The 23386-nt window shown below is 59.0% G+C and carries 17 protein-coding genes, 1 tRNA gene and 3 pseudogenes; 9 read left to right on the top strand and 12 right to left on the bottom strand.

The genetic code is table 11. The annotated features are described in order from the left end of the window. Positions 1-66 precede the first annotated feature (66 nt). The 3 genes from pstC to pstB are packed head-to-tail and all read left to right on the top strand — an operon-like array spanning position 67 to position 2969. Positions 67-1035, top strand: a complete 969-nt coding sequence (gene pstC, locus ACN08Y_RS02230) for a phosphate ABC transporter permease subunit PstC (protein ID WP_419111709.1) — start codon at positions 67-69, stop codon at positions 1033-1035. After that, positions 1035-2132: a phosphate ABC transporter permease PstA gene (gene pstA / locus ACN08Y_RS02225; RefSeq protein ID WP_419110927.1), complete on the top strand. Its 1098-nt coding sequence runs from the start codon at positions 1035-1037 to the stop codon at positions 2130-2132. The genes pstC and pstA overlap by 1 nt, the downstream gene beginning before the upstream one ends. Before the next feature lie 57 nt (positions 2133-2189). Then, a complete protein-coding gene (gene pstB, locus ACN08Y_RS02220) occupies positions 2190-2969 on the top strand; it encodes a phosphate ABC transporter ATP-binding protein PstB (protein ID WP_419099033.1) in 780 nt (259 codons plus the stop codon). 44 nt (positions 2970-3013) lie between these two features. Here pstB and ACN08Y_RS02215 read toward each other — a convergent pair whose 3' ends face one another. From ACN08Y_RS02215 to ACN08Y_RS02200, 4 genes are all read right to left on the bottom strand, one after another. Further along, a complete protein-coding gene (locus ACN08Y_RS02215) occupies positions 3014-4501 on the bottom strand; it encodes a polysaccharide pyruvyl transferase family protein (RefSeq protein WP_419111708.1) in 1488 nt (495 codons plus the stop codon). Between the two features lie 2 nt (positions 4502-4503). Further along, positions 4504-5478, bottom strand: a complete 975-nt coding sequence (locus tag ACN08Y_RS02210; RefSeq protein ID WP_419111707.1) for a glycosyltransferase family 2 protein — start codon at positions 5476-5478, stop codon at positions 4504-4506. 105 nt (positions 5479-5583) lie between these two features. Next, positions 5584-6594, bottom strand: a complete 1011-nt coding sequence (locus ACN08Y_RS02205) for an inorganic phosphate transporter (protein ID WP_419111706.1) — start codon at positions 6592-6594, stop codon at positions 5584-5586. Continuing rightward, a complete protein-coding gene (locus ACN08Y_RS02200; protein WP_419099037.1) occupies positions 6594-7211 on the bottom strand; it encodes a DUF47 domain-containing protein in 618 nt (205 codons plus the stop codon). The genes ACN08Y_RS02205 and ACN08Y_RS02200 overlap by 1 nt, the downstream gene beginning before the upstream one ends. A gap of 493 nt (positions 7212-7704) precedes the next feature. On the opposite strand from ACN08Y_RS02200, the gene ACN08Y_RS02195 reads away from it, so the two are divergent. Continuing rightward, the gene (locus ACN08Y_RS02195) at positions 7705-11622 is read left to right on the top strand and encodes a S8 family serine peptidase (RefSeq protein ID WP_419111705.1); all 3918 of its coding nucleotides are present in this window, start codon (positions 7705-7707) and stop codon (positions 11620-11622) included. 156 nt (positions 11623-11778) lie between these two features. On the opposite strand, the gene ACN08Y_RS02190 is transcribed toward ACN08Y_RS02195, so the two are convergent. Then, entirely contained in the window at positions 11779-12483 is a 705-nt protein-coding gene (locus ACN08Y_RS02190; RefSeq protein WP_419099039.1) for a histone acetyltransferase, read from the bottom strand. A gap of 122 nt (positions 12484-12605) precedes the next feature. Between ACN08Y_RS02190 and ACN08Y_RS02185 the strand changes: the two genes are divergently transcribed. Further along, positions 12606-12678, top strand: a tRNA-Lys gene (locus ACN08Y_RS02185). Between the two features lie 91 nt (positions 12679-12769). On the opposite strand, the pseudogene ACN08Y_RS02180 reads toward ACN08Y_RS02185, so the two are convergent. Then, positions 12770-12922 (bottom strand): annotated as a pseudogene (locus ACN08Y_RS02180) (helix-turn-helix domain-containing protein); the annotation flags it as partial. A gap of 112 nt (positions 12923-13034) precedes the next feature. Here ACN08Y_RS02180 and ACN08Y_RS02175 point away from each other — a divergent pair. The 3 genes and pseudogenes from ACN08Y_RS02175 to ACN08Y_RS02165 all read left to right on the top strand — a co-directional run. Beyond that, a pseudogene (locus tag ACN08Y_RS02175) lies at positions 13035-13472 on the top strand (recombinase family protein); the annotation flags it as partial. Between the two features lie 620 nt (positions 13473-14092). Continuing rightward, positions 14093-14461 (top strand): Cd(II)/Pb(II)-sensing metalloregulatory transcriptional regulator CmtR, encoded by a 369-nt coding sequence (cmtR, locus tag ACN08Y_RS02170; RefSeq protein ID WP_083092137.1) that lies wholly within the window; start codon positions 14093-14095, stop codon positions 14459-14461. After that, a complete protein-coding gene (locus tag ACN08Y_RS02165; RefSeq protein WP_419111704.1) occupies positions 14458-16398 on the top strand; it encodes a heavy metal translocating P-type ATPase in 1941 nt (646 codons plus the stop codon). The genes cmtR and ACN08Y_RS02165 overlap by 4 nt, the downstream gene beginning before the upstream one ends. Positions 16399-16760: 362 nt before the next feature. On the opposite strand, the pseudogene ACN08Y_RS02160 reads toward ACN08Y_RS02165, so the two are convergent. The 6 genes and pseudogenes from ACN08Y_RS02160 to ACN08Y_RS02135 all read right to left on the bottom strand — a co-directional run. After that, positions 16761-16910 (bottom strand): annotated as a pseudogene (locus tag ACN08Y_RS02160) (trehalase-like domain-containing protein); the annotation flags it as partial. A gap of 168 nt (positions 16911-17078) precedes the next feature. Further along, positions 17079-17735, bottom strand: coding sequence for a DUF305 domain-containing protein (locus tag ACN08Y_RS02155; protein ID WP_419111703.1), 657 nt, complete (start codon positions 17733-17735; stop codon positions 17079-17081). Between the two features lie 47 nt (positions 17736-17782). Continuing rightward, a complete protein-coding gene (locus ACN08Y_RS02150) occupies positions 17783-20017 on the bottom strand; it encodes a copper-translocating P-type ATPase (protein ID WP_419111702.1) in 2235 nt (744 codons plus the stop codon). Positions 20018-20068: 51 nt separating this feature from the next. Beyond that, positions 20069-20395, bottom strand: a complete 327-nt coding sequence (locus tag ACN08Y_RS02145) for a heavy-metal-associated domain-containing protein (protein WP_419111701.1) — start codon at positions 20393-20395, stop codon at positions 20069-20071. Positions 20396-20511: 116 nt separating this feature from the next. Further along, complete coding sequence (locus ACN08Y_RS02140) at positions 20512-21639, bottom strand: sensor histidine kinase (RefSeq protein ID WP_419111700.1); 1128 nt, start codon at positions 21637-21639, stop codon at positions 20512-20514. Next, on the bottom strand, positions 21636-22358 hold the full coding sequence (locus ACN08Y_RS02135) for a response regulator transcription factor (protein ID WP_419111865.1): 723 nt from the start codon (positions 22356-22358) through the stop codon (positions 21636-21638). Before ACN08Y_RS02135 ends, ACN08Y_RS02140 begins: the two co-directional genes overlap by 4 nt. A 405-nt stretch (positions 22359-22763) precedes the next feature. Between ACN08Y_RS02135 and ACN08Y_RS02130 the strand changes: the two genes are divergently transcribed. Further along, entirely contained in the window at positions 22764-23339 is a 576-nt protein-coding gene (locus tag ACN08Y_RS02130; protein ID WP_419111699.1) for a CueP family metal-binding protein, read from the top strand. Positions 23340-23386 lie beyond the last annotated feature (47 nt).

Genomic DNA, 23386 nt, shown 5'->3' with positions numbered 1-23386 from the left:
GGCTAGTTGTGATAACTAGCCGCACCGTCTCGAGTAAGACAAGGCCAAAGGCTCAAATCAATTACTATGTCAACTACCGAAGTATCGCAGCATGGCCCAGCAGGTGGCCGCGCGAAAACTCAAGACCTGCCCGCTGTCGGCAACCCAGCGGCCGACAAAATTTTCTCGGGTATTTCCCTGGGTGCGGGTGTCCTAATCCTAGTCGTTCTTGCAGCTGTTGCTATCTTCCTGGTGGCTCAGGCTCTACCGGTCTTCACCTCTGACCCGGCTGAACTGCCCAGCGGTAGTTTTGTTCAGTACATCGGGCCGCTGGCCATCGGTACACTGATTGCCTCGGCTATCGCCCTACTCCTTGCCACCCCTATCGGTATTGGTGTAGCGCTCTTTATCTCCCATTATGCCCCGCGTAAGCTGGCCCAGAGCATCGGCTACGTCACTGACCTGCTAGCAGCTATCCCCTCCGTTATCTTCGGTGCCTGGGGCGCCTCGGTGCTAGCGCCCAAGATTGTTCCTTTCTACGACTGGCTAGCAACCTACTGTGGTTTCCTGCCCATCTTTGCCGGTCCCGCCTCACAGACCGGTAAAACCATCCTGACCGCGGGCATCGTGCTGGGCATCATGATTCTGCCCATCATCACCTCCATGTGCCGTGAGATTTTTGTTCAGACCCCGCTCCTGCAACAGGAAGCCGCCCTGGGGCTAGGTGCAACTCGCTGGGAAATGATACGGATGACGGTCCTTCCTTTTGCCCGCGGCGGCATCATCTCATCGGTCATGCTAGCCCTAGGCCGCGCCCTGGGCGAAACCATGGCTGTGACCCTGGTACTAGCCTCCGGCCCACTGACCGCTTCACTCATCACCTCAGGTAACCAAACCTTCGCCTCGGAAATCGCCCTGAACTTCCCCGAAGCCTACGGGCTACGCATGTCAGAGCTGATTGCCGCCGGTATGGTGCTCTTCGTCATCACCCTCATGGTCAATATCATGGCCCGCATGATTGTGTCCCGCTACAAGGACTTCTCAGGAGCTAACTAATGTCTGTAGCTAGCAGCAAATCCCGCTTTACCAGCCGCCAGGCCCCCCGCTGGCTTGCTCCGGCTGTTGGTCTGGGCGCTCTTATCCTGGGCGCTGCAGCCAGCTCCCTCATGGGTTTCTCCATAGCAACCTTCGCTGTTTTCTCCGCGCTCATCTTTGTCCTGGCCGGGCCACTAGCCCTAGGCTCCATTGAAGGCAAACGAAAGGGGCAGGACGCCTTTGCCAGCTACCTGGTCTATGGCACCTTCCTTCTAGCTCTGCTACCCCTGGTGTCGGTTCTCTACACCGTACTCGCCCGGGGCATCCCCGGCCTCTCCGGTAACTTCCTGAGTACATCCATGAAGGGCGTCACCGGCGTCCACGACAACGCGGCAGCCGAGGGCACCGGACCGGTACTGGGCGGTATCTACCACGCCATCCTTGGCACCTTAGAGATCACCCTGCTTGCCACCGTGATCTCTGTGCCGATTGGCCTACTAACCGCTATCTACCTGGTTGAATACGGCCAGGGTAAATGGTTGTCCAAAGCAATTACCTTCTTCGTGGACGTTATGACGGGTATCCCCTCAATCGTGGCCGGTCTTTTTGCCGCCTCTTTCTTCGCCCTTATCTCGGGTGACCCTATGAACCGTATGGGTCTGGTCGCTGCGGTAGCGCTATCGGTGCTCATGATTCCCACCGTAGTTCGTAACGCCGAAGAAATGCTCCGAATCGTGCCCAACGAACTGCGTGAAGCGGCCTACGCGCTGGGCGTGCGTAAATGGCGAACCATCATGAAAGTCGTCATCCCTACCGCAATCTCAGGTATCGCATCCGGTGTCACCCTGGCTATCGCCCGAGTTATCGGTGAAACCGCCCCGATTCTGGTAACCGCAGGCTTCGTCACCTCCATCAACTGGAACGCCCTGGGCGGCTGGATGGCCACACTACCCACCTATATCTACTACCAGATCATGTCACCGACCAGCCCCACCGCAGCCGGAGTTTCCGAGACCCGCGCCTGGGCGGCGGCACTGATTCTGATTCTGATTGTGATGATCCTGAACCTAACAGCCCGCCTTATCGCCAAATTCTTCGCCCCCAAGACCGGGCGCTAAGCACCCGGCCCGAGCGGCCTCCCTCTTTAGAGACTTCATCTTGAAAAAGGAAAACACATGTCAAAGCGTATCGACGTTGAAAACCTGAACGTGTACTACGGTGACTTTCTCGCGGTAGAAGATATCACCATGGCCATTGAGCCACGAACAGTGACCGCCTTCATCGGCCCCTCCGGCTGTGGCAAGTCAACCTTCCTGCGTACCCTCAACCGCATGCACGAAGTTATCCCCGGCGCCCGGGTCGAAGGCAAGGTCCTGCTCGACGGGGACGACCTCTACGGCAAGGGAGTAGACCCCGTGACCGTGCGCTCGCAGATCGGCATGGTTTTCCAGCGGCCTAACCCCTTCCCCACCATGTCAATCCGTGAAAACGTCTTAGCAGGGGTCAGGCTCAACAACCGCAAAATTTCTAGGAGTGACGCCGATGAGCTGGTTGAGAGCTCGTTGCGCGGTGCTAACCTCTGGAAGGAGGTTAAGGATCGTCTAGATAAGCCGGGTTCCGGCCTGTCGGGCGGTCAGCAGCAGCGCCTGTGCATTGCCCGCTCCATAGCGGTCAAACCTGATGTAATCCTGATGGACGAGCCCTGCTCCGCCCTGGACCCTATCTCTACACTGGCCGTGGAGGATCTTATCAATGAGCTGAAAGAAGAGTTCACCGTGGTGATCGTGACCCACAATATGCAGCAGGCCGCTCGCGTCTCAGACAAGACCGCCTTCTTCAACATTGCGGGAACGGGTAAACCGGGCAAGCTCATTGAATATGCCCCCACCCAGGAAATCTTCAACAACCCCCGAGAAAAGTCCACCGAGGATTACGTCTCAGGCCGTTTCGGCTAAAAAATAAAAGAAGCCCAGCTCCCAGACGGGAGCTGGGTTCCTTTTTACTCTCCGCGCATCTTGCGGCGTACCCAGCCGCGTAGAGTGGCGTTTTCTTCTGCCTCAATCAGAGAATCAGCCAGCTCCGCGTTCCTACGCTCGAGTTCATCGGCGCGGGCTTGGGCACGGTCGCGCTGGAGCAGACGCTGGTAGTCCCAGGAAAGCGCTCGGTCACTTTCAGCGCGAGCTAGGGAGGCTGCCAGCGAAATCTCGGCAATATCGTCACGAACCAGCAGATTAGTGAGATTCCATTCACCGGTAAAAAGCGTGGGAGTACTGTCTAGATTTTGGATAGTTGGGGCCAGATGGCTGCTCTTGTGGGTTAAGACAGTGGATACGGCATCCCACCACTGAGCTGAGAAAGCACTCAGGCGGTTTGTGCGTGCTTGCAGGCTTGCAGAAAGCTCAGGGCGTAGCTGAACTACCTCGTGCAGTGCCTCAAGGGGGGCTGCTGAGTTTAAGAGGGCCAGGGGTATAGCGTAGTTCTCTGCACCGTACTGGCTCATCATTCCTCGTACCCGCATGTCGGTAAAAGCATCGGGTAGCAGGGCTACGAAAGGAATACCCGCTGAGAGGGAAAATACCCCGGGGTGGTAGCGGGTCGAAAAACCGATGTAAGCTCCCCTGTGTACCTGGACGGCGTCGTCTGCATGGACGACCGGTAGCTCAATGGGGTTCGAGAACATGTGTGAGGCAATCTCTCGGTGAACCGCTACATCGCCCTGTTGCTCCTGCTGGGGCTGGCCCATATGGGGCAGGAAGACGGTGCCTAGGCCGTACTGGCGGTGCATATCGTCCAGAATCTGACCGATTATCCGGGACTGCCCGGAGTTCAAGCCGTTGAAGGTGGCACAGATATAGTTCTCGGGTAAATCAACAATCGGGCGTCCGGGTAGGGAGCGGTGCTTATGCTGGTAGAAAGTAGCGTCATCTGCAATGAGGTTAGCTTTAAGACCGCGGGACAGGGCCCAGCTGTAGGAGCTAGATTCGCGCAGGCCAACGAGCTGGGCTATATCGAGCATCTCGTGCAGAACCTTTGCATCGGCTTCGGTAAGAACCGGTCCCAGAGACTGACCCGAAATAACCAGGGGTATTTGATAGGCCTGAGCGATCAGAGCATAGGCAACCCGCTCGTAGAGTAGCCAGCCATAGGTGGAGTTCATATTGCCGCCACCAGCTATAACTATGCCGTCTACTGCTGATACATTGTGCACAAAATCTGTGATTTCTGACCGTGCTGGTGCACCTGCTAAATGAGCGCGGAGCTCAGCAATATAAAGCTCACGTTCAGCAGGGGGCCAGGGTACCTGCAGGGTTGCCATATAGTCGCTTGCGGACCCAATATATTGCCTGGAATGTTCGACGTCACGGGTTGCGATGACGACATCGAACCCCCGCCGGGTAAGTTCCGCGGACACTGTAATGCCCATAGCCTCGTCGCCCACATGGTACTGAACCTGCCCTAGATCGGCGAGCACAAGAATACGTGGCATGGTTAACGGTTTCCTTTCACCAGACGAGCCAGGCGTGATTTGAGGGAGAGCGCCCGCTCGATGCGGTTAAGCTGCTCTGCGGTGGCACGACTTGTTTCTTCTAACCGGTCCAGCTTGCTGTTGATAGCTGCCAGCTCGTCAAGGACGCTGTTGGTCAAGTCAATGTTATGCCCTACTCTGCCATCGACTTGATTTGCTAGGTGTGCCTGGAAGAGATAGGAGCCTAGCCGACCCTGCTGTGAGAGGTCTTCGCGGATAGCCCGCGCACGTACCCGTCCGTCGAAAATGTTATGGAGTATCTGGCCTGCGTAGACACTGTTGGCGTTAGAACCGTCTGCTTGGGGCCTTTTGGACCAGTGAGCGAGGTTCTGGTCGATAAAGTGTACCGGGTAGCGGGAGGCTACCCGGATATTGAACTCCCAGTCTCCGGTCACGGGTAAGGATTCGTCGTAGTAGCCTAGCTCTTCGTGCAGACTCCGGCGGTAGAGGATAGAGATGGGGACAGCTCGGTTGATACGCATGAGGTCTTGAATCGTGATGTCGTTGAGGAAGCCCCAGAAAGGTCTTGACTCGATGAATTCTAAGGTGCCCTGATCGGTGATACGTTCAAAATATTCATCAGTGCGTACGGTGACTAACTGCCCGTCGGTTTCTTCCAGGGCCGCTACGGTAGTTTCCAGGAAAGTTGGTTCCCAGAGGTCATCATCGTCATGAATGGCTATATAGGTCGATTCTGTGGCTTTGATGCCCAGGTTTGATGCAGCCTCCATGCCCTTTGATGAGCCTGTATGAAGGATCTGGATTCCTGAGAGGCCCTGAGCTTGTGCTACCAGTTGTTCTACGACTTCACGGTCACCACCGTCGTTAACGATAGCTACCGTGTAGTCCGTGTAGGTTTGTTCGGCGATGTTGGCTAGAGCTCTCCTCAGAAAGAGAGGTCGATCTTTGGTGCGAACGATAATTGCAACTTTTGGCATGGCACTTTCAGACTGTTTGGGGCGAGGTTCTCTTCCCAATATAGCGAATGGTGGCTGACTCCGCGATGTCGGGGTTTGCCCCTGTTTGTGGGGAAAGACCCTGAGCTAAAGCAGGGGCGAGAGAGCCAGGAGCAAAACTGCTGAGAGTATGAAGCAGGCCGGCAGAGTGATGACCCATGTGAAAATAATGCGCACAACAATTTTGAGACGCACTGCTGCGAACCGCTGGTTAACCCCGGAGCCCAGAACTGCCGATGCTGATAGGTGGGAGGACGATACCGGAGTGTTCAGGAAGAACTGCAGAAGCACGAGCGCTAAAGCGGTGGAGCTTTGGGCGATAGCCCCTCGCAGGGGGTCGACTCTGACCATCTGGTGAGCGAAGGTGTAGCCGATACGGGAGCTTCCGCGGGCCGTGCCCAGGCCCAACACCATGGCCAGGAAAATCGCCGATATAACGTAGGTCGTCGGAGCGACATCCAGCCCTGCCGAGAGGAGTAGAACCGCATATATCACCACAGCTCGCTGCCCTGTTTGCACGCCGTGCACCAGGGATATAAGGGAGTTCGCCAGGGACAGGATAATACGGGAGAATCTGTTGACGGTGGCGGGGTAGGTGCCTTGAAGTAACCCGTAGAAAGGGAAAACAGCGGCCCAGGAGAAACAGAAAAGGACAAGGGGAACCAGGATCAGGGGAATGATGAGGAAGGTGGTGAGCGGTTCAGAAAAGGGGTTAAAACGGCCAAGCCCTACTGTTTGTGCCGCCCAGGCAGCTCCCGCAAGGCCACTGATGAGTGCGTGGGTTGAGGACGAGGGCATACGGAACCACCAGGTGATGAGCCCCCACATGACTGCGGCGGTGAGGGTTGCCAGGATCATGCCCAGGCCGGTCTTGCCCTGGGGAACAGTAAGCCAGTGTGTTGTCACCGATCCCAGAGCAAGTCCGGTGAGGGCCATGCCCAGAAAGTTAAAGAGGGCGCTAGTGCGTAAAGCTACCTTGGGTGTGAGTGCTCGTGTCTTGACGGGGATCGCTGTTGCGTTGGGAGCATCGTGAAAACCTGTCACAAAGGTGAAGCCGATGAGGGCTATACAGCTAAGGGCGAAGAGAAGCAGGGTCACTAGGATTCCTGAACGATGATACGACCGATTTCTGTGGCGACGGTGCGCATGGCTTCGGAGGCTTCAACCAATTTATGGATAAACCGCCTGGTTTGCAGATAGCGACTCTGCTTGTAGCGGCCCTGGATATCGGCATCGTACTCCTCTGCGATTCTTACGGCCTGTTTGGTGATGCGGAGCATGGTTATCCAGTAGTTGTCCATATCGCGCAGGGTGCTGAGTTTGGGGATGATGCCTGTGGTGAGTACGGCCTGACGCTGAATGAGGTCAAGAAGGGTCGCGGCCTTAGGAGAGAACCTGACAATGCCGTAGAGGTGAAGAATATTTGCGGCGGAGGTGAGCTTTTCAACGGCGGTGTTGAGAGAAACAGCGAGTGCGTAGATATCTTCGCGGGCAATAGGTGTGGAGAAGGAGCTACGGACCGCTGTCATGGTTGCTAGAAGCATGTCGAGTGTTTCAGCTTCGTGGGTGAGTGTTCTTTCGAGCAGTTCGGGGTAGCGGTCTTCGGGGGAACCCACCATTTCGGAGAGCAGGGCAGCGGAAGCTGAGACCTGTTCGGAGAGGCCGGCAAGGGCTTTTAGCGAAGTGTTTTCTTGGGGGAACATGCGCTGGAGCATTTGCCGTTTCTCCTGATGATGCTGTCTGGTCTGCTTGTGCTTATGGTACCGCCAGAAAGTTAACAAATGCTGGGGTGGCGCTACCCTTGGGCACGCAAAAGCCGGACAGCCAGCCCAAGAGGGTGGTGCCCGGCCTAAGCCGTATGAAAGTTGAGGGATGCCAGGCTGGGAGCGCCTCTCGGCGGTAGGCCGCTCGAAGCGGCTAAAGATTTGGAGCCCGGGGCTACCTTAGCAGCCTGACATCTTGTAATACATCTTTCTCCTCTGCGGTGCCTCTGTCAAGCTGTGTACGGGGTCTTTGTGGGGCCTCTAGTGAAAGCAGAAGCGGCCGCTTAGTGCAAGTTCTTCTCTGCTGTGTCACCAGTGTGTGGCGGGGGCTAAATATTTGGGTAATAAGCTGGGTTACTATTGACTAAGAATGTGATGTACGACATTGTTATTGTACGCTCGCACTTTTACACACCGTGAATCACTGATTCAAAGGAATCCTTCAATGAATGAAAAATACACACCCAAGAAGGTAGCTCGCGCCAGCGTGGCATCTGTCCTGGGCTTGGGTATGGCCCTAACTTTGGGTCTGCCCGCAGCAAGTGCCCTAGAAGATGCCCGGCTCTTCCAGGGCTCGGTAGACGATATGGTGCAATCTGGCCATCAGATTGGCGACCAGGTTATTAGTCCCTCCATGCAGGCCGCTGAAGGCCAGGTGAGCGTCTTCGTCCAGTTCCGCGGTAAGGGAGCTTACGAGAGTACTCAGCCGGACTCTGTTCTGCAGGGTGGGCAGGCAACTGCCGTTGATGCTCAGGCGCAGGTGCAGGCTATTGCCGCAGCTGTTGAAAAGCAGGGGCAGTCAGCTGCAGCTGCCGCAGGTGCAGATGTTATTTACACTGCCCACAACACCGTACGCGGTGTTGCCTTGCGCGGTGACGCCGCTAAGATTCGTGAGCTTGCCTCGCGTAGTGATGTAGTTAAGATTTCCCCCATCGTTGCCAAGTACCCTTCAAATGCCGGCTCAGCCATTGATACCAAGGCCATTGCCTCCTGGCAACAGACCGGTTTCACCGGTGAAGGTGTCAAGATCGCTGTGATCGATACCGGTATCGATTACACCCACACCCAGTTTGGTGGTCCCGGTACCAGCGAGGCTTACGCTAAGGCTTCAGCTTCGAGCGAGATGCCAGCGGCAGATTCTGGCCTCTACGACCCCGAGAAATTTATTGGCGGTTATGACCTAGCTGGTGATGACTACGGCAGTAAAACTCGCGTCCCTCAGCCAGACGGTAACCCCCTAGACTGCAAGGCCGCCGGTCACGGTACCCACGTTGCTGGCACTGCAGCTGGTTACGCGGTCAACCCCGACGGTAGCACCTTCAAGGGTGACTACACCAAGATCACAGAAGACCAGATGCGCGATATGAAGATCGGTGCTGGCACCGCTCCCGGTGCTCAACTTGTTGGGCTGCGTGTCTTTGGCTGTGAGGGCTCAACCGATCTGACGGGCCTGGCTCTTGACCGAGCATTGGACCCTAACGGCGACGGTAAATACGATGACCGTGTTGATGTGGTCAACATGTCACTGGGCTCCGACTTTGGTGCCATTGATGACCCTGAGAACGCCATGGTTGATGCTCTGACCCGCTATGGAATTCTAAGCGTTGTCGCCGCCGGTAACTCTTCAGCAGCTAAGGGTAATGGGGACACCTACTCTGTCTCCGGTAACCCAGCAAACGCTGTATCCGCCCTGGCGGTAGCCAACTCGATTGGTTCGACTACCTATGTGGATAAGGCAGAGGTAACGGCTCCTAGTGACCTTGCTGGCCAGGTAAAGGGCTCCTACTCGGTTAGTTTCGATTATGCCGCTGCTTCTGAGGAAGAGCTTAGCGGCACCGTTGTCGCAGCGCCTGAGAATAACAAGTTTGCCTGTGACGCATTCCCCGCAGGCACTGATTTTGGTGGCAAGTGGGTCTTTATTGATTGGACCGATAACTTCGAGACCTTCCCCTGCGGTTCTAAGGTCCGTTTCGACAACCTAGAGAAGGCAGGAGCCAAGGGCGTTGTCCTGGCTTCTAACCTGGAGATCGAAAATATCGGCATCGCCGGTAACGCAACAATCCCCGGTATCCGCCTCAGCAAGAGTGATGCCGAGAAAGTTCGCCCGGCAGCCCAGGCCGGCAACCTAAAAATTAAGCTCCAAAGCGACTGGGTGGGTTCTCTGGTTGTAGACTCAGAGCAGTTTGACCGGGTCAATGAATCCTCAGGTAGGGGCGTTCACGGCTCCCAGGGCTTCACCAAGCCCGATGTTGCCGCCCCCGGTACCAACATTGGCTCAGCAGCCGTGGGTAGCGGTAACGGTAAGGCTATTTTCACCGGAACTTCAATGGCTAGCCCCCACGTAGCCGGTATCGCCGCTCTGGTCTACCAGGCTCACCAGAACTACTCAGCTCCCCAGGTAAAGGCCGCGATCATGAACTCTGCTGTTCACGACCTGAAAACCGCTGACGGTGCTGTCCAGTCCGTTGAGCGTGTAGGCTCCGGCCGCGTTGATGCTCTCCAGGCCGTCAACCAGAATGTGCTGGTCTATAACTCAGACACCCCCGCGCAGGTTTCCGAGAGCTTTGGTGTGGTTGAGGTCCTCCCCACGGCCGGTGTTCAGAGCTACACCCGCGACCTGACCGTAGAAAACTACGACTCAGTAGCTCACACCTACGCACTGTCCTTCGAGGCTTCCTCAAAGACTCCCGGTGTCACTGTCTCTACCCCCGGTAACGTCACCGTCCAGCCCGGCCAGAAGGCACAGGTAACTGTGACTGTGACTGTTGATCCTGCTCAGCTGGCTAAGACACTGGACCCGGCAAGTAGAGCTGAACAGCTTGATTTTGCCCGCCAGTATCTGAGCATTGAGTCAGGTCGCCTGCTCCTGACTGAAGGTGATCAGCAGACCCGTCTGCCTATTCAGATCGCTCCTAAGCCTGTTGCTGATATGAAGGCTGCATCCTCAAGCATTGAATTTGCTAACGATGCAAGCCAAGCAAAGATCGACCTTGAAGGTAGCCCTGTAGATCAGGGCGGTTACACCTCCCTGGTTGGTGCCTATCAGCTGGGCGCTAAGAGCGACCGTATTCAGAGCTCACGTCTTGGTGCTCTGACCAGCCAGCGCGTTGACCTGCAGTACGTGGGCGCTTACAGCAACGTTCCTGCGCTCGAGGCCTCCGGCGGAGATGTAGCCAAGGACGGCATCATGACCATCGGCCTTTCAACCTGGGCTAACTGGGAAAATCTCACTCCGACTACAGCAGTAGAAGTGGGAATCGATCTGGACGGTGATAACCGTGCTGACTACGTTGTGATGACACAGCGCCTCCCCGGCCTGGACTATCCGCTGGTTTACACCACCGGCTACGATAAGGGTCAGCTGACTCTGCTGGATGTTCAGCCCCTTAACGGAGCCTTAGGTGATGTTGACACCAACACCTTCGATAGCAACGTCATGGCGCTACCTGTTAAACTGTCGGCTATTGGTTTGGATGAAGCTAAGGCCAAGAACCTGCGCTACTCTGTCTCTACCTACTCCTGGTACGAACCATCCACCGTGGACCAGACCGACTGGATTAGCTACAACCCCTACTCACCTGAGCTCACTTTCTCTGGTAAGAGCTCAGATGCTCAGGGCCTGTTTGTCGATGCACCCGATGCCGACATCACCGTAGACCGCCAGGGTCCCGGTAGCGCTACAAACAATGAGGCCTTGCTCCTGCACTTCCACAACGCCAGCGGTGACCTAACCGGCACCAAGAGCGGTGAAGATGGCGCTAAGGCTGAGGTCCTCAACGTCACCGAGACTAGCCCCTCCGTTGTTGAGGGCAAGCCCCGTTTCACCGATGTGAAGCCCGGCGACCAGTTCTACAAGGAAATCTCTTGGCTGGCTGACCAGAAGATCACCACCGGTTACCCCGATGGCACTTTCCGCCCGCTGAACAAGGTTGAGCGCGGCGCTATGGCAGCCTTCTTCTACCGTATGGCTGGTTCACCCCAGTACACCGCACCCAGCGAATCACCTTTCTCTGATGTACCTACCAGCCATCAGTTCTACAAGGAAATTGCCTGGATGCACGATATGGGTATCACCACCGGTTACCCCGATGGCACCTTCCGCCCCCAGGCTAACGTCAACCGTGACGCTATGGCAGCCTTCTTCTACCGCATGGCCGGGGAACCTGCCTACGCGGCACCGGCTGATTCTAAGTTCAGCGATGTGAAGCCCGGTGACCAGTTCTACAAGGAAATCTCCTGGCTGAACTCGGTTGGCATCACCACCGGCTGGGAGGACGGTAGCTTCCGCCCCGTCACCCCGATTGCCCGTGATGCTATGGCAGCCTTCATCTACCGTTACGACCAGAACGTAGTAAGCCGCTAAGGCCGCCTAGGGGCTAGCCGGTAAAACTTTTACCGGCACCCCAGCAGGTAGATAGGTGAGGGGTCCCGGCCCGCTAGAAATAGTGGACCGGGGCCCTTTGCCGTGCCCAGAAAGTAAGCCAGGCAGAAGCTATTGCCAGCAAGGTAGGGCGAACGGCTAGTCGAGGGTGCCCGCCCGCCAGAGCGCAGCGGCTTCTTCAAGTTCCCCTGCCGTACCCAGGAGCTTGCGGGCCGCGGTGCGGAGCCGCTGAGCTCGGCTTGCCCCTTCGGCTTTGACCTCGGGGGAGGGCAGATGGAGAGGATCTGCGCTGTGTCTGTGACCGTGGTCGGTAAGCGACTGTCCGTGCCTTAGTTCTAGGGCAATATCGTCCTGCCCCAAGGAGAGTACCCGGCAAAAAGCGGCAAAGCGTTCCAGCGCTATATCAAAATCACCGGTATAGGCACCGGCCAGAATGGCATCAACGGTGGAGCAGATTTCTTCGGCAGTCGGAGGTGAGGGCACACCAGCGAGGGCCTGGGCCAGGTAGTTGGAGTGCATACCGCGCTCGTAGTAGTAGCTCATGAGCTGAGCGTTTGCGCGGATGATGCCGCGTAGGGCGTAGATACGCCAGAGGGCCCCTGCCACCGTCACGGGTGCAGCTTGTGCCCAGAGCTGGGCGACCGCTTCGATGCCGAACTCGTCGGTAAAGTGCACCAGCCGTTTGGTGACGGAGGGGTCTTCGTTAGCCCGGCCGCGGGCAAGAAGAGCGCGGGCGGAGGCTTGGGCGGCGGCTGTGAGGTCTTCTGGGCTGGTGTCGCCTTGGAAGCGCTCGAATTTTTCGGTGGAGAACTTGACGGGGCGGTGAAAGCGGGCGGCTGACATAGCTGCTAGTTTAGCCCTAGTTGCTGGGTGCCTGCCGAGCGGATGGCCCAGCAGGTGAATAAGGTTTTGTGGGTACGGTGCTCAGCGTGTATAGTGGTAAGCGCTGAGTTCGTCTCAGTGGAGCGCCTTTAGCTCAGTTGGTAGAGCATCGGACTTTTAATCCGTGGGTCGTGGGTTCGAGCCCCACAGGGCGCACATCTTCATCAGATTCACCCCGTTCCGGCGATGCCGGAGCGGGGTTTTCTGTATCTTCACCGGTGAGAGGTGCATCAACTACAGGACCAAGAAGCTGTCCGAGGGTGATTCCCATATGTGCCGCAATCACACCTAAGTCGTTGATGGTAAACGCGCTTACTCCTCGAAGTCTCTTTGACAAAGCAGAGTGGGCCATGCCTATTTTGTCTGCCAGTTGACGGGCACTTAGTCCACGTCTTCCCATCCAGGCCTTTACCTCCCCTGCAACAGCTAGTTCAAATTCAGAAACAGGGCCACTTGTCCATGTCTTAGGCATCATGCCTCCCTACGGCGCACTGGCCAAACGACCCGGCTAGGATAAAGCACTGACCGCACTGCATCCGGGTGACACGCTCGTGATCACCACTTTGGACAGGCTCGGGCGCTCCACCCAGAAAATACTCGAACTCGCCGAGGAACTACGAGATCGCAATACCGGTTTGCGCGTGCTCAACCTGGGTGGTGGTGATGTGGATACTAAAACACCCATGGGCGCCATGGTCTTCACCGTCATGGCAGCCCTGGCCCAAATGGAACTAGAGATCAAACGCGAACGCATCACCGACTCCGTCACCAAACGCCGCACCACCGGCGGCGACCCCGGTGGCCGACGCTCCACCTTCACCGAATCCCAAATCCGCACCGCATTCAAACTCATCCAAGCCGGCGAACCTGCAACCCAAGTCGCCAAGGATATGGGGATGTCCCGTGCGACGCTTTACCGAAGAATCAAAGACGCGGATTCTTCTTTATAGTCCTATCTCATTTGGACACGTTCGACATTGAAGTGCTCTGATCGCTCTCAGTCTTGTGCAGCCTGAGATTATGGCTGCCTCTATCCTTTGCGGGCCTCCAATTCCCGTCTCTTCTGATGTTTCTCAAGACCATGCGACGCCGTATCGGTAATACTTGAGATACCGCGCTCAATGCACTCGCCCTACATTGGCAGACACCGCTCCGAAATAGTCTGCTCTCGCACGATATGTCCGGGAACATGATGCTGATTTCCGTCGAGCTTCGATTGTCATCAAAGATTCGGCAGGGCAACTGTTAGCAATTCAACTTTCCGGACAGAGCGATGACCGGCTGGAACTTCGGCTCGCTGAATCAACGTCCAAAGAGAGCATGAAACAAGTATTCCGCGAAGTCGGAGGAACTTACTAACATTCCCGAAGGAGTCATCCCGCAACGAACGGTCCAAAAAGGTCCACCATAGGGTTTTGGGCTATAAGCTAACGAAACAGAGTTATGAGAAACCAGCACCAGTAAAATCTCGCCATTCGAGCATCCAGCTCGAATGGCGAGATTATTCATCCCCAAAACCATCAATTTTGGGCGCTGCCACTAGTACAGCAAGTGCTGTATAGTACATCGCATGATGAACATTGAGTCGCGGATCGATGCGATGAACCGGCTTGGCCGCGCCATGGCCGACCCCACCCGGTCACGCATCCTCCTGTCCTTGCTGCACGAACCCGGATACCCAGCGGAACTTGCCCAGGCCCTGGGACTGAGCCGCGCCAACGTTTCCAACCATCTGACCTGCCTGCGCGGGTGCGGGATTGTCGTGGCGAAAATGGAAGGCCGCAAAACCCGGTACGAAATCACCGATCCTCACCTCACCACCGCCCTGAGCGCCCTGGTTGAGGTGACGTTGGCCGTCGATGATCAAGTACCTTGCCTGGACTCTTCCTGCCCTGACTGCGCCACCAGCGCCGATCGAGAACACAAGGAGCAAGCATGAGTTCCGCCTGCGGTTGCGATTCACCGGAACCCACCGAAGAATTCGAAGAGGAACTGCCCTGGTGGCGGGATTGGCATGTGCTCGTCCCCATAGCCTCAGGCGTTTTCTTCCTCACTGGGCTCGTCCTTGAATGGAGCACCCACGGCGAAAGCACCGCCATCGTGGCCTTGGTGCTGTTTTGGATCGGCCTGCTACTAGGCGCTTTTACCTTTGTGCCCGGTGCCCTGCGAAACCTGTTCACGAAACGGAAACTCGGCATTGGGCTGCTAATGACCATCAGCGCCACCGGTGCGGTCATCCTCGGCTATGTCGAGGAAGCCGCAGCCCTGGCGTTCCTGTATTCCATTGCCGAAGCCCTGGAAGACAAAGCCATGGACAGGGCACGCTCGGGCCTGCGCTCTTTGTTGAAGCTCGTCCCTGAAACGGCCACCGTCATCCGTGACGGCGCACCGGTCGCGGTCAGTGCAGCAGAGATCAAGATTGGCGATTCATTGCGCGTGAAGCCTGGTGAACGCTTGGCAACCGATGGCGTGGTCAGCCAAGGATCAAGCAGCTTAGACACCTCCGCTATCACGGGGGAATCAATTCCCGTGGAAGTAACCGTGGGTGACCAGGTTGCTGCTGGTTCCATCAATTCATCCGGCGCTCTAGTAGTCACTGCAACGGCGAACGGCACGGACAACTCCCTGACCACGTTGGTGAGCCTAGTCGAGCAAGCCCAGTCGGAACGTGGCGAACGGGCACGGCTCGCTGACCGCATTGCCCGCCCGCTGGTTCCCGGTGTCATCGTCCTGGCAGTACTGGTCGCTGTGCTTGGAGCGATCTTCGGCGATCCCGAAACATGGATCACACGCGCACTGATCGTGCTGGTCGCAGCCTCGCCTTGCGCGATGGCCATCGCCGTTCCTGTCGCCGTTGTTTCCGCCATCGGAGCTGCCAGCAAATTCGGTGTCATCATCAAAAGCGGAGCAGCCTTCGAACGGCTTGGTTCCCTGCGCCGCATCGCGGTAGATAAAACTGGAACACTCACACGCAATCAGCCAGTGGTCACGCAAGTCCAGACTGTTGATGCTGCGACCCGCGAAGAGGTGCTCGCCGTTGCCGCCGCCCTGGAACAGCACAGCACCCACCCTCTAGCTACGGCCATCACCTCAGCAGTACCCGCGATCCCGGAGGCAACGGCGGTTAACGAAGAGCCAGGACACGGCATTACCGGCGTCCTGGATGGTGTTCAGGTCGGGGTAGGTAGTCCTCGATGGATTGCCCCAGAATCGCTTGCTTCCGCTGTTGAATCTATGGAAGCCTCCGGGCAAACCTGCGTCATGGTCACTCGTGCAGAGCAGGTCATTGGCGTGATCGGCGTGCGCGATGAACTACGCCCTGAAGCGGCCGAGGCGATTCGAGACCTGCATAACCAGGGAATCGACGTGGTGATGCTCACCGGCGATAACTCCCGTACTGCCCACGCGCTGGCTTCAATCGCCGGTATAGGCACCGTTCATGCCGAACTGCGACCTGAAGACAAGGCCCGTGAAATCGCTTCGTCGGTGCAGCAGGTTCCTACAGGGATGATCGGTGACGGGATCAACGATGCCCCTGCCTTGGCTAGCGCTACCGTGGGGATTGCGATGGGCGCTACCGGTGCCGATGCCGCCATAGAATCAGCCGACGTAGCCTTCACCGGCCATGATTTGAGACTGATTCCGCAAGCCTTGTCCCATGCCCGACGGGGCCGGGCGATAATGAATCAGAACATCGTCCTGTCAATGGCGATCATCGTTGTCCTGTTGCCCTTGGCTATTACCGGAGTGCTGGGATTGGCCGCGGTAGTGCTGGTTCACGAGGTCGCAGAAGTCATCGTGATTGCCAACGGACTTCGTATTTCCCGCGTCCACCGCAAGCAGCTCACACAGCAGCCTGGCAACGTCCTACATTAGCGCTGGTTTCGTTGCTGTTGAAGGTAACGGGCACTATTTCCACCAGGAAATTAGCACCCCGCCTTCAACCATTTAGAACTAAAGTGAATCGTGCTGTGCGATGCGCCATTTTTAACGGTGATGAACCGTCAATTGAAACTAACAGTCATATGCCGGGGATTCCTGGTTTTTGGTTGTTTGGTCAAGAACGGTCGTTTTTGACATATTGAGCGACGGTGCTCAAAAGTAGGCTTATGGAGCTGACTTTATGTGTCAAAAGTCTGTTTCAATACTAGATTGTCTCACAGCCTATAAGACGCGGGCGGATGAGGCTATGAGGAAAAGCCCGGCGGGACAACCCCCGGGCACATCTACTAGCCAGGACCATCACGATGGTCGCCGAGAAGAGCGGAAAAGGCCGCCTGGGAGTCAAAGCGCGGCAGACACAACCAATCAATGTTGCCCTGCCGGCAGACCAGGGCGGCCGTGTGAGTATCGGACAATAATGCGTAGTCCTCCAAGGGTCTGGACACAGGAGCTTACCCCTTTCCTCAGTGGTGCGACCAGAGGGAGAAGAAACATCCACCCCGGTGCACCTGCTGCGGTGACAACGACCCATCGCCCGCAGCAGGTGGCAATCGTCACGGTTATCCCTCTTTTTCAGATTCCTGTCCTCGGAATCAGAAAAAGACGGGCACCTGTCATAGGTCAGTGAGCATCTGCTGCATCTGGGCGATCTCGGCCTCCTGGTCGCTGATAACTTGTTCGGCCAGGGTGATCGCATGGGGATTCTGGCCGTCAGCAACCTCGTCACGGGCCATGTCGACCGCACCTTCGTGGTGGGCGGTCATCTGCTCCAGGTAGAGGCGGGCAGCCTCGGTGCCTTGGGCTTCCTCAAGGGCTGTCATGTCCTCCTGGCTCATCATCCCGCTCATGCCACCCATCTTGCCATGATCCATGCCACCAGAGTCGGTGACCGGCTGCTGGTCCCAGGCCTCGAGCATGGCGTTCATCCGGTCAATCTCCGGTCCCTGGGCGTCAATAACCCCCTGGGCAAACTCCACGACCTGGGCGGGGATACCCTCCTTGGCCAGGAGCATCTCACTCATCTCCACGGCCTGCTGGTGATGGGGGATCATCATCTGGGCAAACATGATGTCCGCGTCGTTGTGATCGGCGGAGATCTCCCCGTCCGCCTCAGTCGTCGCCGTGGTGGTCTCGGTCGTCTCAGGTGTAGTCGTTGCAGTGCTGGTAGCAGAGGTGGTGGTGTCGGTGGTGGCGTCGGTGGCCTCACCGCAGGCGGCCAGCGCCAGGGTGGAGGCCACGGCGAGAGTGGAAAGAACAAGGGTGCGCTTCATGGTGGAGCCTTTCAGTGTCATATGGGGCAGTGGAGAGAAGTGGTGAATCAGTGGACGGCAGTGGATGCCGGAGTAGGCGTGGTGTGTTCCTCCTTCGGACTGGTGGGAGCCAGGTGGGCCGGGTCCAGATCAATCCGGCGCAACAGCTGGGCGTTCAGGGCCACCACGATGGTCGAGGCAGACATCAAGATCGCGCCCATGGCCGGGGACAGCACGAACCCGATCGAGGCGAGCACTCCGGCGGCCAGCGGCACGGCGAGGATGTTGTAGCCAGAGGCCCAGATCAGGTTCTGGATCATCTTGCGGTAGCTGGCCCGCGAGAGCTCAATCATTGACAACACTGCCCGGGGATCGTCACTGGCCAGGACCACTCCGGCGGATTCCATCGCCACATCCGTACCGGCCCCGATGGCGATGCCGACCTCGGCGCGGGCCAGGGCCGGGGCGTCGTTGACACCGTCGCCGACCATGGCCACGCTCAGGCCACGCTCCTGTAACTGGGTGACCTTGGTGTCCTTGTCCTGGGGCAGGACCTCGGCGAAGACCTCATCGATCCCCAGGTCCTGGCCAACCGCCTGGGCCACCTGCTGCGCGTCACCGGTGATCATCGCGACCTTCACCCCGCGGTCCTGCAGGGCTTTCACGGCGGCGCGGGATTCGGGGCGGATCTTGTCCTCGACGGCCACCGCGCCGATGATCTGACCGTCGCGGACAATATGGAGCACACCGGCCCCGCGCCCGGTCCAGGCGCTGGTGGTGTCGGTGAGCTCGGCCGGGGTGGTGAGGTTGAACTCGCGCAGCATGTTCGGCCCGCCCACGCGAATCTCAGCGCCATCGACAGTGGCCCGGACCCCCCGGCCGGAGGCGGCGCTGAAACCAGTTGCACGGATTTGCCGACGGGAGGCCTCGGGATGGGTGGCCGCGGCCGCCACGATGGCGCGGGCCACGGGGTGCTCGCTGTCGGCCTCCGCGGCGGCGGCCAGGGCCAGCAGCTCGCCCTCGGTAACGCCGACAGCTGCCGCGACACCGGTGACCGCGTGCGCACCCTCGGTCAGGGTGCCGGTTTTGTCGAAGAGCACCACGTCGATGGTGCGCATCCGCTCGAGCGCCATCCGGTCCTTGATGAGCACCCCGGATTTCGCGGCCCGCTCGCTGGAGATCGCAATGACCAGCGGAATCGCCAGGCCCAGGGCGTGCGGACAGGCGATGACCAGCACCGTGACTGTGCGCACCACGGCATCGTCCGGGCTGCCGATGATGGTCCACACCACCGCGGTGATCAGAGCGGAGATCAGCGCGAACCAGAACAACAACGCCGCCGCCCGATCCGCCAGGGCCTGGGCCCGGGATGAGGACTCCTGGGCGTCGGCAACCATGCGTTGGATCCCGGCCAGGGTGGTGTCCCCGCCGGTAGCCTCCACACGGATGCGGACGGTGTTGTCGGTGGCCACGGTACCGGCGACCACCTTGTCACCGGTGTCGCGGAAGACGGGGCGGGATTCGCCGGTGATCATCGCCTCATCGAATTCGGCGGCTCCGTCGAGGATGGTTCCGTCGGCCGGCACCCGGGCACCGGCCCTCACCAGCACGACGTCGTCGACGACCAGCTCGGAGATGGCCACGGTGCGGGTGGTCCCGTCGATGACTTTCTCGGCCTCATCCGGCAGCAGGGCAGCCAGCGCGTCAAGCGCGGAGGACGCGGCCCCGAGAGCGCGCATCTCCAGCCAGTGGCCCAGCAGCATGATGGTCACCAGCAGGGCCAGCTCCCACCAGAAGTCCATGTCAAAACCGCCCAGCCCCAGAGTGGTGACCCAGGAGGCGACAAACGCCACGGTGATGGCCATGGCAATCAGGAGCATCATCCCGGGTTGGCGGGATTTCAGTTCCGTCCATCCGCCCTTGAGGAAAGGCGTTCCGCCGTAGACGAAGATAATCGTGCCCAGTACCGGGGGGATCCAGGCGGATCCGGGGAATGCCGGGAGGTGGTAGCCGAGCAGGTGGGCGACCATGGGGCTGAAAATAACGACGGGAATGGACAGAATCAGTGACCACCAGAAGCGGTCCCGAAACATTGCGGTGCTGTGCCCGGCGTGTTCGCCGTGACCATGAACGTGGTGGTCTTCGTCCAGGACGGAGTGCGGGTGATCGTGGGGCATCGCCTGGCCATGGGTGTCGGCATCTGCGTGGTGTTCGTGGCTGGCATAATCCGGGTGGTGGGTGTGGTCTGTTTCCGGAGCGGGGTGATCACCATGGTGATTACCGGAATGGTGGGGGGTGCTCATTAGGTTCCTTCCGCTCAACCCGGTCGGGGTTGAGGTGATGGGTAAAACTGATCAGGATAAGACGGTGTAGCCGGCCTCCTTGATGGCCCGGCGAACCATCTCCGGAGGTGCGACACCGGTGACCGTGACGGTGGAAACACTACCAGTAGCGAGATCAACCTGGACGTCGTCGACCTGGGGAAGGGCCTGAAGGGCCTGAGTCACGCTTTTCGCGCAGTGCCCGCAGGTCAGACCGGTGACCTGGTAGCTAGGGGAGGACCCTCCTGCTGACGAGTCGCTGGCGGCAGGGATGGAGGCGGTGCCGGTACGTGAGGCAGGTCCGCAACAGCTGCAGCCGTGGGAGGCCATCGGCAAGAGGCGGGGCGGGGAGGTGATCATGGGAAAGCTCCTACGGGTTGGCGGGATGCGGCGATGCTACTCTCTAGCATATACCCCAGGGGGGTATATTTGGAAGGGGGGGGGAGGGCACGGCCCTCACGCGGGGCAGGATGCGGTCACCGAGCAGCCTCCTCACTGTCGGGAGGGGACAGCGGGAGGAGGAGGGTAAACACCGCTCCGCGACCGGGTCCGGGGGAGGTAGCGGTGAGAGTACCGCCGTGGGCCTCGATCAATGCCTTGGAGATGGTCAGACCGATACCGGCCCCGCCGTTGTCCCGGCTACGGGCGGCATCCCCCCGGTAGAAGCGTTCGAAGATGTGTCCGAGCTGGCCAGGTGGGATGCCCTCGCCGTCATCGGCGACGTGGATGAGCGCGGTGGACGCCCCCTGTCGGTGGACGCTGATCCGGACCTGCCCGCCGGCCGGGGTGTGCCGTAGTGCGTTCGACAGGAGATTGCTCATCACCTGGCCGAAGCGTTGCCGGTCCACGAGCACCCGGGCGGTGTCCGTAATGGTCTCGACCTGTAAATCGACGCCTTTGTCAGCATAAGCTTCCCCCGCGGCAGCAGCGGCGGTATGGAGCAGATCCCCGAGCCCTTCCTCCGCCAGGTCCAAATCGATCCGGTGTTCCTGGGCCCGGGAGACATCGTCGATGTCCTCCATCAACCGGGTCAGGCGGGCGAGTTGATCAGCCATGATCGTGTGGGTGGCATTATTCCAGTCCACAACCCCGTCCTGGAGACCATCGAGGTAGACCGTGAGCACCGATAAGGGGGTGCCCATTTCGTGGGCCAGATCAGAGAGCATCTGGCGGCGGACCTGTTCGGTGTGTTCCAGCCGGTCGGCCATGGTGTTAAAGGCATGCGCCAGGGTGGTGACCTCGGGGCCTGCTTCTCCGGCGGGCACGCGGATACGGTAGTTGCCGGCCGTCAGGCTGGTAGCGGCGCGGGTGAGATTCTGCAGGGGGGTGCGCAGGCGACACGACAACCACAGGCTGGCCAGCAGGGCGCTAATCAAGGCGGTGGGCAGGGCGACGGCCAGGGTGATCAGGCTGGCGTCCCGGTAGGCCTGCTCGGCATGGAACAACTCCAGCGAGGGGTCCTCCTGGTCGGTCATCAACATATGATCATGGAACAGGGTCGGGCCCACCATCGTGGCCACGGCCGCAGCCACCAGCAGACTAATCACCACGACCAACACCTGGGCGGCCAGGAAGCGGAAGGTCAGGCCGGGTCCGTGATTCATGGCTGCCCCACCCGGTAGCCCACGCCACGCACGGTGTCGATAAACCCCCGGCCCCGGGTGTCGGTGCCGAGCTTGCGACGCAAGTTGCCGATGTGGACATCGACGATGCGTTCATCACCGACCCAGGTGGTGTCCCAGACCTCGGTGACCAGGTCGTGGCGGGTCAGCACCTGGCCGGGGCGCAGAGCCAGGGCAACCAGCAGCTCGAACTCCGTGCGGGTGAGCTCCACGGTCGTCTCCCCCACCCGCACCTGATGGGCGACGGGGTCAAGGATGAGGTCACCAACGATCAAGGGGGTGGTCACCTGCGGTGGGGTGGTGCTGGTGCGCGGGCGGCGCAGCACCGCATGCACCCGGGTCACCAGTTCCCGGATGCTAAAAGGTTTGGTGATGTAGTCATCTGCCCCCAGGGTCAAACCGCTGATCTTGTCGTCCTCGCTGCCACGCGCGGTGAGCATGAGGATGTAGCAGTCCGAGAAGGCGCGAATCCGTCGGCACACCTCCAGGCCGTCGAGTTCGGGTAGCCCCAGATCCAGCACCACAACATCGGGGGAAAAGCGACGGGCCTCATCCACGGCCTGGGTGCCGGTGTGAGCCTGGCGGGTATCGAAGCCGGCCCGGATGAGGTAGGAGGCCACCATCTGAGCCAGGGGTTGTTCATCATCGACGACCAGCACCCGCCCCGGGGGCGTGGCGGTGGTCGGTGTGTAGTCAGCCATAGACCCCAGTATCGCTCCGGCCAGGGGGGAATACCACCCTCGCTCAGTGCCCGGCGGGGAAATCTTCATCAAATCTTCAAACATCACCCTTCGACCGCCGTCACCCCTGTGCCCCACCCCGGGCCGGCGGCATCGCCTCCACTGGCCGGTTCAGCAGGTGCCACCAGGGATTTCACTGCCTGCACCGCATACCCGGGGCGGGTAGAAGGACATCGCCCACGGCTGTGGGGTGGTGACCCGGTGGTGACCCAGCCCATCGAATTCACCCCCTTTTCGCCCTGTCATAGTGCTGTGAGCAGGGTTTTTGATTTCTAGTCCGTCAGGCACCCGTGTTAGACATAAGGTATGGCATCGACCTTGAGACGGTGTCTTCTCACGGTCTTACCACGGTCCAAGGAGATTGACGTGAAACGAGCAGCGATCGCAGCCGCCGCCCTTGCCCTCGCCCTCACGGGGTGTTCGGCCGCCGACCCGGAACCCACCGCCGACGGGACAGTGTCCCAGGATACATTCCTGACTACCCATGGCCTGGCCGACATGGACGCGGTGGAGATCATTGATCACCTCGACCGGCAGAAGGTCACTGAGCGTCCCACGGATCTGATCGCCTCAGTGCGTGCCGATGAACTGCTGCTCTCGAGCGATGACCAGGAAGTCGTGGTCGATCTTCCCGACAATCAGACGTATGTCTCGATCGCACCCTATCTCACCTCCACCCACGACTGCCTCTACCACAGCCTCACGACCTGCCTGGGGGAACTCGACAATGAGGATATCCAGGTCACGATCACCGATGAGGCGACCGGTGAGGTGCTGGTGGACGAGGCGACAACCACCTTTGACAATGGGTTTATTGGCTTCTGGCTTCCTGATGATACCACCGGCCTGATTGAGGTCAGCTACCAGGGGCGTACCGGCACCACGGAGTTTTCCACCACCGACGACGGTGCCACCTGTGTCACAGACCTGCGCCTGACGTGATGGCTCAGCAGGGTCCTCACCTGTACCTGTCTCCCGTATCACTGAAA

The organism is Rothia sp. P5764, from assembly GCF_048512965.1.
Classification (GTDB): Bacteria; Actinomycetota; Actinomycetes; order Actinomycetales; family Micrococcaceae; genus Rothia.
The sequence above is the reverse complement of the archived record's forward strand: the minus strand, read 5'-3'. Positions and strand labels throughout refer to the sequence as shown.

Excerpts from the sequence above, each read along its gene's own strand:
- pstC (WP_419111709.1), top strand. The coding sequence starts at position 67 with ATGTCAACTACCGAAGTATCGCAGCATGGCCCAGCAGGTGGCCGCGCG.
- pstA (WP_419110927.1), top strand. The coding sequence starts at position 1,035 with ATGTCTGTAGCTAGCAGCAAATCCCGCTTTACCAGCCGCCAGGCCCCC.
- pstB (WP_419099033.1), top strand. The coding sequence starts at position 2,190 with ATGTCAAAGCGTATCGACGTTGAAAACCTGAACGTGTACTACGGTGAC.
- ACN08Y_RS02215 (WP_419111708.1), bottom strand. The coding sequence starts at position 4,501 with ATGCCACGTATTCTTGTGCTCGCCGATCTAGGGCAGGTTCAGTACCAT.
- ACN08Y_RS02210 (WP_419111707.1), bottom strand. The coding sequence starts at position 5,478 with ATGCCAAAAGTTGCAATTATCGTTCGCACCAAAGATCGACCTCTCTTT.
- ACN08Y_RS02200 (WP_419099037.1), bottom strand. The coding sequence starts at position 7,211 with ATGCTCCAGCGCATGTTCCCCCAAGAAAACACTTCGCTAAAAGCCCTT.
- ACN08Y_RS02195 (WP_419111705.1), top strand. The coding sequence starts at position 7,705 with ATGAATGAAAAATACACACCCAAGAAGGTAGCTCGCGCCAGCGTGGCA.
- ACN08Y_RS02190 (WP_419099039.1), bottom strand. The coding sequence starts at position 12,483 with ATGTCAGCCGCCCGCTTTCACCGCCCCGTCAAGTTCTCCACCGAAAAA.
- cmtR (WP_083092137.1), top strand. The coding sequence starts at position 14,093 with ATGATGAACATTGAGTCGCGGATCGATGCGATGAACCGGCTTGGCCGC.
- ACN08Y_RS02165 (WP_419111704.1), top strand. The coding sequence starts at position 14,458 with ATGAGTTCCGCCTGCGGTTGCGATTCACCGGAACCCACCGAAGAATTC.
- ACN08Y_RS02155 (WP_419111703.1), bottom strand. The coding sequence starts at position 17,735 with ATGAAGCGCACCCTTGTTCTTTCCACTCTCGCCGTGGCCTCCACCCTG.
- ACN08Y_RS02150 (WP_419111702.1), bottom strand. The coding sequence starts at position 20,017 with ATGAGCACCCCCCACCATTCCGGTAATCACCATGGTGATCACCCCGCT.
- ACN08Y_RS02145 (WP_419111701.1), bottom strand. The coding sequence starts at position 20,395 with ATGATCACCTCCCCGCCCCGCCTCTTGCCGATGGCCTCCCACGGCTGC.
- ACN08Y_RS02140 (WP_419111700.1), bottom strand. The coding sequence starts at position 21,639 with ATGAATCACGGACCCGGCCTGACCTTCCGCTTCCTGGCCGCCCAGGTG.
- ACN08Y_RS02135 (WP_419111865.1), bottom strand. The coding sequence starts at position 22,358 with ATGGCTGACTACACACCGACCACCGCCACGCCCCCGGGGCGGGTGCTG.